The organism is Leeuwenhoekiella sp. ZYFB001 (assembly GCF_011784865.1).
GTDB lineage: Bacteria > Bacteroidota > Bacteroidia > Flavobacteriales > Flavobacteriaceae > Leeuwenhoekiella > Leeuwenhoekiella palythoae.
On sequence record NZ_CP050460.1, the window covers coordinates 3896235 to 3910088 of the forward strand.

General features: G+C 34.1%; 9 protein-coding genes. 7 read left to right on the forward strand and 2 right to left on the reverse strand.

Features of this window, described 5'->3' with window-relative positions:
- The first annotated feature begins 235 nt into the window (after nucleotides 1-235).
- The 5 genes from HCN54_RS16770 (at nucleotide 236) to HCN54_RS16790 (ending at nucleotide 9323) form a co-directional block, all read left to right on the forward strand.
- On the forward strand, nucleotides 236-3034 hold the full coding sequence (locus tag HCN54_RS16770) for a class I SAM-dependent DNA methyltransferase (RefSeq protein WP_167598702.1): 2799 nt from the start codon (nucleotides 236-238) through the stop codon (nucleotides 3032-3034).
- Nucleotides 3034-4680 carry an ATP-binding protein gene (locus HCN54_RS16775; protein WP_167598703.1) on the forward strand — a complete coding sequence of 549 codons (1647 nt, stop codon included), beginning with the start codon at nucleotides 3034-3036 and terminating at the stop codon, nucleotides 4678-4680. Before HCN54_RS16770 ends, HCN54_RS16775 begins: the two co-directional genes overlap by 1 nt.
- A 97-nt stretch (nucleotides 4681-4777) precedes the next feature.
- On the forward strand, nucleotides 4778-6721 hold the full coding sequence (locus HCN54_RS16780) for a DEAD/DEAH box helicase (protein WP_167598704.1): 1944 nt from the start codon (nucleotides 4778-4780) through the stop codon (nucleotides 6719-6721).
- A complete protein-coding gene (locus tag HCN54_RS16785) occupies nucleotides 6714-7910 on the forward strand; it encodes a GIY-YIG nuclease family protein (protein WP_167598705.1) in 1197 nt (398 codons plus the stop codon). The genes HCN54_RS16780 and HCN54_RS16785 overlap by 8 nt, the downstream gene beginning before the upstream one ends.
- Nucleotides 7911-8996: 1086 nt before the next feature.
- Complete coding sequence (locus HCN54_RS16790; protein ID WP_167598706.1) at nucleotides 8997-9323, forward strand: BfmA/BtgA family mobilization protein; 327 nt, start codon at nucleotides 8997-8999, stop codon at nucleotides 9321-9323.
- Nucleotides 9324-9818: 495 nt separating this feature from the next.
- Here the strand turns inward: HCN54_RS16790 and HCN54_RS16795 are convergent, their stop codons facing one another.
- A complete protein-coding gene (locus HCN54_RS16795; protein ID WP_167598950.1) occupies nucleotides 9819-10916 on the reverse strand; it encodes a hypothetical protein in 1098 nt (365 codons plus the stop codon).
- A 2-nt stretch (nucleotides 10917-10918) separates the two neighbouring features.
- Entirely contained in the window at nucleotides 10919-11704 is a 786-nt protein-coding gene (locus HCN54_RS16800; RefSeq protein ID WP_167598707.1) for an RNA polymerase sigma factor, read from the reverse strand.
- Nucleotides 11705-11898: 194 nt separating this feature from the next.
- Between HCN54_RS16800 and HCN54_RS16805 the strand changes: the two genes are divergently transcribed.
- Together HCN54_RS16805 and HCN54_RS16810 are read left to right on the forward strand one after the other, a co-directional pair.
- Nucleotides 11899-12132, forward strand: coding sequence for a helix-turn-helix domain-containing protein (locus HCN54_RS16805; RefSeq protein ID WP_205881694.1), 234 nt, complete (start codon nucleotides 11899-11901; stop codon nucleotides 12130-12132).
- 379 nt (nucleotides 12133-12511) lie between these two features.
- Complete coding sequence (locus tag HCN54_RS16810; protein WP_167598708.1) at nucleotides 12512-13744, forward strand: hypothetical protein; 1233 nt, start codon at nucleotides 12512-12514, stop codon at nucleotides 13742-13744.
- Nucleotides 13745-13854 lie beyond the last annotated feature (110 nt).

Here is a 13854-nt window from a genome sequence, read left to right on the forward strand (position 1 = left end):
ATCTGTGAGCACCAGTATTTTCAGGGCCTAAGAATTGCCAATTTTTAATGACTCACCGAATCGTACACCTGATTTAAAAGTTTAACATTTTTAACTTTTAAACTTACTATAATTATATTTCAATAATTGGCTTTATTTTGAAATATTAAAAACTATTATAAGTTTCATAGTTTCTGTTTCAGATAAATTAAAATTATATTACTCTCATTAATAAACGTATTTCCAGTTTACTTATATGAACGCATCTCAAATAGAAAAAAACGTAACGGCTCTAGTTGAAAACTTTGAGAAAGAAGAATTTATTTTTGATTTATTAAAAGCCTACGGGATTTCTAAAACATCAATTACTCGTTTAAAAAAGGGTGATTTCAATTTATCTAAAGTTAAAGGCGAGGTACTTTATAAAAGTAAAATGCTTTTTAAAGAAGTGGCTTCTGGTTCACTATTAAATACAATTGATGAATTAACTAAAGACCCTGATTCCTTAAAGCACAATCCTCGCTTTGTAATTGTAACAGACTATAAAACGCTATTAGCAAAGGATATTCGTACCGGTCAAACTCTGGACACTACCATTCTTGAAATTTACAAGCACTTTGGTTTCTTTTTACCCTGGGCAGGACAAGAAAAGTATTCTCAAAAAAATGAGAATTATGCTGATAGAAAGGCTTCCTATAAAATGGCTAAGCTCTATGATATTCTGGTAACAGAAAACGCTAACATTTATAATGATGGTGGTCATAACTTAAACATTTTCTTATCACGTTTACTTTTTTGTTTTTTTGCGGAAGACACGGGCATTTTTCCTGTTGAGGGAATGTTCACAGATACACTTGCTCAACACACTAAAGAAGATGGCTCTGATGTCAATTGGTTTTTAGATAAACTATTTAAGATTTTAAATACCGAAAACAACTCTCAAGAAGCAGCACACTTTGAAGAGTTCCCTTATGTAAACGGTGGTCTATTTAGAGATACTATTGTTTCTCCAATGTTTACAAAGGAAGCCCGTAAAATAATTTTAGAATGCGGTGATTTGGACTGGAGTGAGATCAATCCAGATATTTTTGGATCGATGATACAGGCAGTTGTAAATCCTGCTTATCGTAGTGGTTTGGGTATGCATTACACCTCAGTACCAAACATTATGAAGGTTATTGAGCCTTTATTTTTAAATGAGCTTTATGAAGAATTAGAAAAGCATCGAGGTAATGACAGAAAGCTACGTGAATTAATTTTTAGAATATCGAAGATTAAAATTTTTGATCCTGCTTGTGGTAGTGGAAACTTTCTAATTATTGCTTATAAAGAATTACGCCGTCTGGAGATAGAAATAATTAAAGAAATAACGGGTATTGCCGAGCCAGATTCTTACAATCCCAGCCAATCTAGAATTTACTTTACCAAAGATGGTCATCAAATCATTTCAGACGCTCCACAGTCTAAAATGAATTTTAACGGTAAACAAACGCAACTTTGGTTTACAGAAATCAAACTCTCTCAGTTTTACGGTATTGAGTTAGATGATTTTGCCCACGAAATGGCAATTTTATCATTATGGCTTGCGGAGCACCAAATGAATAAAGAGTTTGTAGATGAGCTTCACGATTTTGGTAGAGCTAAACCTATTCTACCTTTAAAAGAAGCTGGTAATATTACACAAGGGAATGCCACACGTTTAAATTGGGAAGATACCTGTCCTAAAAAGAAAGATGATGAAATTTATATTTTAGGAAATCCACCTTATTTGGGTTCAAGTATGCAAGATACTGAACAAAAAAATGATATGGCATTTGTATTTAAAGGAGGTTCCAACTATAAAAAACAAGATTATATTTCTTGTTGGTTTTACAAAGCAGCTCTATTTATAGATACCAATCAAAAATACGCTTTTGTTTCTACCAATTCGGTTAATCAAGGAACGCAAGTAGAAATGATTTGGCCATTAATTTTTAATAAAGGTCTAGAAATATTTTTTGCCCATAAAGATTTCAAATGGACTAATAACGCAAAAGGTAATGCTGGAGTTATATGTTCTATTATAGGAATAAGAAAGGTATCAAATAAACCTAAATATCTTTTCTCGAATGAAATAAAGAAATTAGCTCAAAATATCAATGCTTATTTAGTTGATGGTAAAAATATCATCGTATTTAAGAGTACAAAACCTATTTCGCAACTACCCAAAATGACATCAGGAAATAAACCTTTGGATGGAGGGAATTTGATTTTAGATCACAATGAAAAAGAGCAACTGTTATTTGAAGCTCCAAATTCGGAAATATTCATTAGAAAATTTATTGGATCAAGTGAATTTATAAGGGGAAATCAAAGATGGTGTTTATGGATTAATGATGAGGATTTAAATGAGGCTGTAAAAATTAATCAAATTAAGAATAGAATTGAAAAAGTAAGAACAGTTAGATTAGCAGGTGGCAACAATGCTCGGAATAAGGCAAATTCTCCACATAGATTTGAATTTGCGAATGAACCAAATATATCACAATTATTAATTCCAAGGGTTTCTTCAATTAGACGTGAATATATTCCCATAGGTTTTATGGATTTAGATACAGTAATTGCAGATTCAGCTCAGGTAATTTTTGATGCGGAACCATATATTTTTGGTGTAATAAATTCCAAAATGCATATGGCCTGGGTTAAGGTAACAGCGGGTAGGTTGAAATCTGATTACAGATATTCTTCTTTTTTTTCTTATCATACTTTTCCCTTCCCAAATATATCCCTTAAACAAAAAGAACAAATCAATTTACACGTATTTGCAGTTTTAGAAGAACGTGAAAAATATTCTGGTAAGACATTAGCACAATTATATGACCCAGATAAAATGCCTAAAGGTTTAAGAGAAGCACACCATCAATTAGATTTAGCTATCGAGCGTTGTTATCGATTAAAGCCGTTTGAAAATGATACTGAGCGTTTAGAATACTTGTTTAAGGAGTATGAGAAGATGATTAATAAAAATACCTTGTTGGAAAAACCAAAGAAGAAACGAAAAAGTAAAAAAGCATAATGGTAGAAGATAAAAATAAAGACTACAAAAGTTTACGCAAGGTTTTTGGCAAGCAAGCAGATCTTAAATCATTAGCTGAAACTTGTGTTTGTTTTGCAAATGCTCAAGGTGGAGAAATTATTATTGGTATAGAAGATAAAGAAAGTGAACCCCCTAGTAAACAAAAAATAGATCAGGAAGCCGCTAATAAAGTTATCAAACAGCTAAGAGACTTAACTGATGGGGTTGGTATTGTTAACCAAGATATTATTAAACACAAAAATGGTAGCGAATATTTTAGCATTCGTATTTTACCATCTACTAGAACTATAGCAACAACTTCTACCGGTAAAGTATTTATTCGTATTTCAGACAATTGCTTCCCTGTCAGTAGTGACGAGTTAACGCACTTAGCATCTGAAAAAACAGCCTATCAATGGGAGATTATAGTTGTACAAAAAATTACTCTCGATCAAGCAGATCCCAAACAAGTAACAGCATTTCTTTCAGGTATTCAAAATTCAGATAAAGTTTCTGATTTTATAAAGCAAAAAGAACCTTTCGAAATTTTAGAATTCTATCAGTTAGTGAGTCCTGAAGGATATTTAACAAATATGGGAGTACTATGGTTGGGTAATCCTGCCCAAAGAGCTCGTTTGAGTTATCCAATTACAGTGCAATACATTGTATATAATGATAGAGAAGAGAAAATTAGGAAAGTAGATTGGCATTTCCACCAACACAACCCAAAAGAATTACTATTAGAGATAGAAAAAGAAGCTGTTGAATTAACTTATAGCACTGAATTACCAGATGGTTTATTCAGAAAAAACATTAGGCAATACCCGAAGGAAGTAATAAGAGAACTTCTTATTAATGCAATTGCACATAAGAAGCTGACAATCTCTGGAGATATTTTTATCCAAGTATATACAGATAGACTTGTGATAACAAATCCTGGAGGCTTGCCTTTAGGTATTACTAACCAAAATATTTTACACGAACGACACAGAAGAAATCCTCATTTAATAAAAATACTTTCTGATTTAAAATTGATGGAAGGTGAAGGTTCTGGTTATGATCTAGTTTTTGAAAAATTAGCCCGAGATGCAAAACCTTTGCCCGAAATAGAAAATGATTTCTCAAAAGTTGCTGTCACTATATATTCTGGAACCATAAATCCTGAAGCTGTATCAATATTAGATTATATCGATAAGCATTTTAATTTATCGCAAAAAGAGTATATAGCCTTAGGCATAATAGCAACAGAAAAAAAGATTTTAACTACTCAATTAGCAAATAAACTGCAATTGAATCAAGAGGATAAAATGAGAACTTGGATTTCTGGATTACTCGATCATAATATAATTATTACCCAAGGAATAAAAAAAGGCACGGAATATTTATTAAACCCAGATCTTTTTGCTCAAGCCAAACTAGATATTTTACCATCTCTAAAAACTATTGAGCCTTATAAACTAGAAGCACTAATTGTTGAAGATATAAAATATAATGGAGAAAGTAAATTGGCCGAAATAAAAGCAAGGTTGTCAGAAGTTCCTGAAGATGATATACAGAAAGCCGTTTACAGATTAGCTAAGAACGAAAAACTACTGACATCAGGAGGAAGAAAAAATAGAACTTATAGCCTACCTAAAAAAAAATAAATTAAAAATAACTTTAAAAATAAAATATGCAAACCCCTATGAACAAAGGGTTTATTTAATATTTGTTATTTTTAAATGCAGAAAAATAAAAAATAAAATGCCAGATTTAGTCCACGTTACTTACGGTCAAACGGGTAAAAGCAAAAAGACCAATGAATTAGGGATGCGAGAAATGCAGCAAAGAGCTTTTGACGCCCGCTCTGCGCAGCATTTGCTTATAAAAGCCCCACCCGCTTCTGGTAAGTCAAGGGCTTTAATGTTTATTGGCTTGGATAAATTAATCAATCAAGATCTAAAAAAAGTCATCGTTGCAGTTCCTGAACGATCTATAGGCAGCTCATTTGCAAAAACAGAATTAAAGAAATACGGTTTTTTTGCTGATTGGATTCCTAACCCCAAATACAACCTTTGTACACCCGGAGGTGAAAAAAATAAGGTAAAAGCTTTTGCGCAGTTTTTAGAAAGTGAAGAACAGATTCTTATCTGTACCCATGCTACATTTCGTTTTGCTTTTGATGGTATTGATGAAAAGGCTTTAAATGAAACTGTAATAGCAATTGATGAATTTCATCACGTTTCAGCAGATGCCGATAACCGCCTAGGAGAGGTTTTAAGAGCAATACTAGAAAAATCTACTGCACACGTTATAGCTATGACTGGATCCTATTTTAGAGGAGATAGTGTTCCCGTCCTATTACCCGAAGATGAACGTAAGTTTATAAAAGTCAAATATGATTATTATGAACAGCTTAATGGTTATGAATACCTAAAATCCTTAGGTATTGGCTATCATTTTTATCAAGGTCGTTATACATCTGCAATAGATGAAATACTTGATGAAAATAAAAAGACTATAGTTCATATCCCATCTGTAAATTCAGGTGAATCAACTAAGCAAAAATACGAAGAAGTAAATCATATTATTGACAGCTTAGGAGAACTGGAATATCAAGATTCGGAAACGGGAGTTCTTTATGTGAAAAGTAAAAAATCTGGAAAATTATTAAAGGTGGCAGATCTTGTTCACGACAATCAAAAGGACAGGGACAAAATCCAGAATTACCTAAGACAAATCAAATCTGTTGATGATATAGATATCATTATTGCTTTAGGGATGGCCAAAGAAGGTTTTGATTGGCCGTATTGCGAGCATGCCCTTACCGTGGGTTATAGAGGCTCATTAACCGAGATTATACAAATTATAGGTAGAGCAACACGAGACAGCGAAAACAAATCACACGCACAATTTACAAATTTAATAGCACAGCCTGATGCAGGTGATGGGGAAGTGAAAGTTGCAGTTAACAATATGCTAAAAGCTATTACTGCATCCCTATTAATGGAGCAGGTATTAGCACCAAATTTCAAATTTAAATCAAAATTCCCTGAAGAAGATGAGGATGAATCTGAGGATGACGACAAAACAATAAGAATAAATGGATTTAAAACTCCAAGTTCACAACGCACTAAAGATATCATTGAATCAGACATAAACGACCTAAAGGCAAAGGTTATGCAGGATGATCAAATGATAAAGGCAATGCCTGGTAATGTAGATCCAGAGGTTATAAATAAGGTGCTAATTCCTAAAATCATTAAAGAAACCTATCCAGATTTAACAGATGAACAAGTTGAAGAGGTACGGCAACATATTGTAGTAGATTCAGTTATTAAAAACGGCACTATTGAAGAAGTTGGAGATAAACGCTTTATTCGGATGGCAGACAGCTTTGTAAATATTGAAGACATTCATATTGATTTGATAGATACAATAAATCCATTTCAGAAAGCCTTTGAGATCCTTTCTAAATCGGTTACAGCTTCGGTTTTTAAAGCTATTCAAGAAACTATAGATGCTACCCGAATTCAAATGACTGAAGAGGAGGCTATACTATTATGGCCTAAAATTAAAAGCTGGATCGAACGCACAGGTGAGCAACCTAGTATTCAAGCTATAGATCCACAAGTAAGACGGCTTGCAGAAGCGATACTGTTTTTAAAAGAATTAAAAAGAAAAAAGGCAGCAGCTCAAAATGAGTAAGAAAAAGCTAAGCATTGAGGATATTTTTAATGATGATGAGTTTGGAATTTTAGATTCCAAGCCTAAGAACTCTAATGTAAAAACAGAAGATGAACGCTTAATTGAATCATTTCAAGAAATCACGTCTTTTTTTGAAAAGAATAACCGTGAACCTCAAGCTACTAATGTAACCGAATTTAAACTCTTGTCAAGATTAAAGGCTTTAAGAGAGGATTCTAAAAAAAATGAAATCCTTAGAGAATATGACACATATAATTTATTAAACAGCAGAGAAGAAATAAAATCGGTTGATGATATTTTAAATGATGATGATTTAGGTATTTTAGAAACAGATGAAACCTTAGACATTTTTAAACTTAAGAATGTTACTAGCCAAAGAACAGAGGCAGATTATGTAGCTCGAAGAAAACCAATAAAGAAGGAAGAGTTTAAACCCTACGAGCCTTTATTTAAAAAAGTACATCAAGACTTAAGGCAGGGAAAAAGACAACTTGTACAGTTCAAAGAAGACAACCTTCAAGAAGGTGCATACTATATTTTAGACGGTGTTTTGTTATTGTTGGAGAAAGCAAATATTGAAACATTTGACAAAACACTTCCTTCGGGAAAAAGAATCCGCAAAGATGGTAGAACCCGAATAATTTTTGAGAATAGCACAAAAAGTAATATGCTTTACAGGTCGCTAGCAAAGCAGCTTTATAATAATGGTCAAGTTGTTACTCATAGTTCTGACACAGATGAATCTGAACTATTCAATAATGCCAATTCGGTTAATGAAGAAGATCAGGAAACAGGTTGGATTTATATTTTAAAATCAAAATCTTCTCATCCTGAAATAGCCAATAAAAAAGACCTATACAAAATAGGGTATTCTACAACCCCAGTAAATCACCGAATAAAAAATGCTTCTAAAGAGCCTACATATCTTTTAGCAGACGTTGATATTGTATCATCCTATAAAACCTATAACCTAAATGCTCAAAAGTTTGAACATTTAGTTCATCGTTTTTTTTCGGAAGTTTGTTTAAATGTAGATATTCACGATGCAAAAGGGCGAAGGATAACACCCAGAGAATGGTTTGTTGTACCTCTTCCTATTATTGATAAAGCAATCAGTTTGATTCTCTCAGGAGAAATTGTGAATTGGGCATATGATAGAGCAACGCAAAATCTGAAAAATAAAGAATAATTTGTTTGACACACTTCATTCCATATCTTTCAAAATAGTATACCGCAAGTCAATACCCAATATTATAATCAATTACTTCTAATCTGCAAGTTTCAATTTTCCTGTTTTGAAAACTACAACTATACTTTCTGTAAAATTACAAGTGCTCTTTTTCGACTTGAACTTTATTTTTTATGATTCTATCTCGAATTTATTCTATTAAGTGAGGATTTGATAGTCCGAAATTTAAAGTGAGCACAATTTGAGATTAAAATTTTAAAGATTAGGACTGTATTACTAGCTGTTTATTTAAATGTAAAAAATCTTAAAATGATAATTTCTAGTAAGATGAATTCACCCCATTTCCCTCCATTCCGCAAAAAAGCTTCATTACGGTAAAAGAGGTTCATTCAAAATCTTGAACCCAATCCCGGAAAAAGGGATTACGTTCGCTTGATTCAAGTGCACTTTAAAATGATTGCTCAAAAAGAGGCTGAGTCAAACTCAAAATACTACCAACACACTTTTTTCAAACGCTCATTTCCTTTTCTTGAAAGAACAAAAATTTAGTTTGAGACGCTTTGCATAATCAGGCTCCGTTGTCGCTCTTTTTATAAAAGCTTTCCTCAATACTAAATTTTAAATGGAGGTAATCGAAAAGGAAACGCGATGGCTCTATGGAAAGTAAATGGATGCTTAGAAGCAGCTATTTTTCGTTTGAGCGGATATTGAAATCTATCTGATGTGGAGCTTCTGTTTTTCTATCAAACTTCAAGAAAAACGCTCCAGATATACCAAGTAAATGGTTTTTATCCTCCATAAAATTTGAAAGCATTTGACATCAAAATTAATGCGGATTTTAATTGATAACTTAGGGTGTAAAAGTTATCATTTTGAGTAGCGAAGCGGACAAAAATGAGAAGCAAGAGGATAACCCGCTGCGCGAGGTTATATAGCTCATTTTTATTTATAAATAACTGTTTTTAAGTGAGTTGTGTGAATCTCGTAAAGTATTGAAAACAACTGCTTTGTGGTAATTTTCCGTGAAACGCTCCTAAACCCTTATAAACAGGGCGATTGATTATCCTAATCCTTAAAAATCTAGTTATGAGTAAACGATTTTCCCGAATAAATTTTCACACCGAGACAGTTGAGCGTTTTAAAAAGTACGCCATAGCAAATGATGCCAATTATACAGAAACCTTAGAGGCTATTTTAGACTTTTTTGAGCAGAATTCTATCAATCCATTTGAGCCTTTTGATGATTCAAAACAACGATTGGAATCATTAATTAATAAACGAATGGATGGGGTGGAAGCTATATTACGAAGAATTGAAACCGAACAAACCAAACCGACCAAAGCGCTATTGGATCGACTTTTTAACCAAAAGGAAGAAGAGCAACCCAAGTATGTTGAGCGGAAATTTAGGTAGATGAATAAGTTTGTTCTGAGCATATAATTCAACCTTTTAAATGGATAGTTCGCTCACGTCCATTGTATAGATTTTAAACATTTAGTGATTGCTTTGTATTACTCACCCTAGGGGTGTACAAGCACCCTCCATTATATTCATTCAATATTTTTTGATAGGTCTATTTTAAAGTAATGTTATAGATAACTAACTCACGCCATTGTACATATCCTTAGGATATTTAGTGAGCGCATGAGCCTCACCCTACGGGTATACAAGTACCCTCTGACCTTAAAGGTCATTTAAAATATGGTATGTATATCGGTTTTCTTTTTGTATTCTATTCATCAAAACCTGGATGACCACGCCGTTGTATATGCTTCCTGCATTTGGTGAGTGCCAGCGGCCTCACATTGCGGGTGTACAAGCACCCTCGAATTTGTTTTAAATTTCATTCAATTTAGGCTTGCTTTTTTTCCCTTCCTTTTAAGGAAGGGGCAGGGGATGGATTTTTTGTCACCCTATCACTAGCTCAATACCCGCTTTTTTGGCTTTGTATTCTATTTTTTTAATGAGTTCGTAATAGTTCCAGTTTCTCAGGACGAATTGATTTTTATGAGCTGCTTCGATCTTGGCTTCCTGATTTATTAAGATCAGGGTACCGGCTTGGTGTTTGACACAAAAGTCAATGAGTCTTCTACTGTAAACGTGTAAGCGCTGATTAACATACTTGGTTTCTTTGTACTTATATTTTTCTACCGCCTTAAGCTTGCGGGTGCGGCCGTGTCCGCCGCGGGAATTTGCTGTTCCTGCTAAAGCACGCTTCCGCGCGGCTTGGATGGCCAAGCGGCGGTACAAAAATTCTTCTTTGGTCCCGATATTTAAACGATTACTGCCTACTTTGACGCTGATGGGATGTTCTAGGGATAAGGAAGCTTCTGCAATCACCTCCGGTTTTAATGTGTGCTGTTCTTGTTCGATATCGAATACCGCCAACCAAAAGATCTTTGTATCGGTCAACTTAATCTCTGAGGTGCGTAGGCGCACCTCCCCGTTTACCGCCCGATGCAAAAGGTCCCGCTTATCGGAGAAGTCCCTGCCTAGATAGGTGCAAAATGGAATTTGAAATAAGCGAAAGCAAAAAGCATTGCGCTCCGGGTCGTGCTTGAAGCCCCACATACAGCGCGCAGGAAACGGAAAACCAATGTCCCTCCTGAAATTTTTGAGGGAGCGTTCGCCCCTCCAGTATTTGGGTTTGTTTTTGTTGAAACTGCTTTCGAGGTTGCGATTGAGGTTGGACAAGATCTCCATCGGGATCTCCCCTTTAAAACGGTCTGCGATCACCCGGTAGGTCGTATTGATGCGCGAACGGTTAAGGATGCCGTTATCCTCTTTCTTTTGATCGGCCAGTTTGTACTGGATGTCTTCGGTCAGGTAAAAGAACTCCTTGATCATTTCCTGGCAGTATAAATGGGTAACGATGATGTTGGCCGCTTTAAAGCAGCGGTTTTGCCATTGGTAGAGTTTACCAATCGCTTCTTTACGCTCTTCGTAGGTAGGCAGGTCTACCTTGAGTTGGATCTTGCGGGTAAGGCTTAAGGTCTTATTTTTCATCATCAAGCGGATTGTAAATGTTCGTGCTGCTGTAAGAGCTTATAAGCTGTGGTAAAGGCGCGGTGTACTTCCTTTTGAGAAAGTTGGAGTTCGTTGGCGATCTGCGCAAATGAATAGTGCTGCTCACAACGCAGTTCTAATACCCGGGCTTCCTGTGCGGTCATTTGGCCTACTTCGTTTTGTATTGGCTTAGTTTCCTGAGGTTGGAGTACATAGCCTTGGTGCAGGATGTTTTTAATCTCTTCGATGGTGTGCTGGAGTGTATTACTGGTTTCTTTGATGCTGATGCCCAGCTGCTCGGAAATGGTTTTGTATTTAAAACCGTGTTGCAAGCAAAGCTCGATAAGGCGTTGGCGTTGCCCACCCAAAAGGGGTAACACCTTAACCACCTGCTCATACTCCCTCTGCTGCTGTTGTTGGTCTTCTCTATGGGTGTCTACCGCTGTGGGATCATATCCCAGCATAAAAGTTTGGTAGTTGTTAATCTTTTCTAAAGCATAACACTCCCGATTAAACTGATTTTTTGGCCGTGCATAATACCATTTGCATTCATTAGAAATGACGGTGTATAGAAAATTGACCAGATGTTGGGGAGACTCGATGCTTTCGCGTTTTTCCCATAGGGTGAGAAAAGTGTCCTGTACCAAGGTTTCTACCACAAAGACATCTTTGATCAAACTCCGTCCCATCCAATAGATCTGCTGATGGTGTTGGGTATAGATGGCCTTGAAGGAGTAAGGGCAACCTTCTTTAAATAATTCGAAACGTGATTTAATTTTTGAGCACATAATTAATCCCGTATTAATTGAAATGTGTACGTAGTAACCGTATATTCTTAATAGATTGTTGGCAACCCAATAGCTATAAATGCTTATGATTCTTTAGCATTTCACCAAATATAATAAAAATTACTTAATAATGGTACAGGTACCTTTGTTGGGTGATATATTATTTTACTTCTTGTACTTCGTAAGAAGGAACAGTGATTAGTAAAATAGAAGCTTATATTATAGAAAGGGTTAAAGAAAAAAGGAAAGAGAAAAACCTTTCTCAAATAGCCCTTTCCCAGAAATTAGGTATGAGTGATAGCTTTATTTCTCACGTAGAATCTACAACCAGAAGAGCAAAATATAATCTTAATCACCTTAATGCTCTTGCTCAAGTACTCCAATGCTCTCCAAAAGATTTTTGGCCAGACAAGCCTATTTCTAAATAGGCATATTTATAATTTCAACTTCGTACTCTATTATGCCCTTTGAGTGGGCTTTGCCTAGGGTATGCTATGCTGATGCGGGAAACGATATTTTGACTTAAAAAATGGAGCACTTAATCTGCGTATAGCTGTACATTTTTGGTTTCTAAATCCTGTGACTATAAAAACACTATCCGTTCTTAATAATTTGTTGTTTTAAGTAATACAATTGAGCGAGTATTTACATTATATACTTTTATAGATAAAAAAAATATTTAGTATAATTGTCTGATTATCTTATCGAAATAAATTTTACTTCCCCCTACTTGATAAGAATTGTTGTCTAATTTATTTAATTCTGAATAGGGGAATTATTCCTGTCATTCATTTAAATTTTCTATTTATGTCTATTTTAAAAAGAATTTCGATTAAAAGCTTTCCAAATCACGATCAGGGGATTTTTATTAAGGATTTAGTCAAACTGATAGAAACATCCGAGTATAAGTCAGATTTAATTAACGTCTTTAATATTGAAGCAATTAAAAATCAATTTATAGAACTTCCTGGAGCCACTACGCTGATAGAAAACATTTTGACTATGGAAGAAAGGGTTACGAAATTGGATTTGGTAAATACCCAGCTATGCAATGTTAGGTGCAAGAAAATTACAGAGAATAGTCAAGCTATTCTTGAGTTCACAAATGTTACTAACAAAGATTTAATCAGAAGAGAAAGAAGCGATATGGTATATGCTGAGACAGCATATTCAGTAAGGCAGGATTATTTAAATGGATTTTTTGATATTGATAAATATCTGAGTTTTTTAAAAAAAAGCAACTACGAAGATCTTATTGAGTACAATCTTGATCAACTAAAGAAAAAAACAGAAGACGATACACGTGAATATAATTTTAGATTAGTTTATGATGAGGAAGGTAAACTATATACCAGAGCGATAACTTCTTCTGCCGTTTATAAGGATTACAATATTGGATTTAGTGTGTTTGTAGCTTTAATACAAATGCATAATCTAATAGAAAACCAAGGTGAAAAATTTAAGGTTGATAGCCTAAATCTAAATGAATCAGAAATAAGTGTTGTTTTTAGAAATTTAGAAACGTATCAATTCTTAGATAAAAGTAAAATTTCTTTTGCGTTAGAACTTACAAACGATGAAATAAAAAGAGAGGCAGTAAAATTTAGCGGATTATATAAAATTAGTTTAAATACCTCCGATATTACCCTGAAGCCCGATGAAGGAAAAGCAAATATTCTGTCTTTTAAGCACAGCTCTAAGCCAAAAACAGTTAAGGATAAAATTGGAGAATTGAATGTGTCTATAGCAGAATTTATATCAGAGACAATTGATGATTTTAAATTAATAAAGAATGCTAAGAAGCCAGATGATTTGAGGTTGAATTTAATAAAAAGGGCAAAATTTGCAGGGGATTCAGATTTTAAAAAATATAAATCGGATATTATAAAGGTACTGTCTATTAGAGTTTCCACGATTTTTCAGCTCCTAGAGATCGTAAGCAAAACAGAAACGATTTTTAGTGATGAGGATGTGCAAGCTAAAGACTTTTGGCGCTTTAAACTATATCAATCTTTAATTGAAGATCTTAAAAAGCAATAAGTGGGAATGATCAAACTTTCTTAACTTTTAAAAATTTAGCTAATCTTAACTCAAGTAATAATTTGGCTAGAGATATTGTTAAACATCAATAGTTTAGTTCTAAATTATAT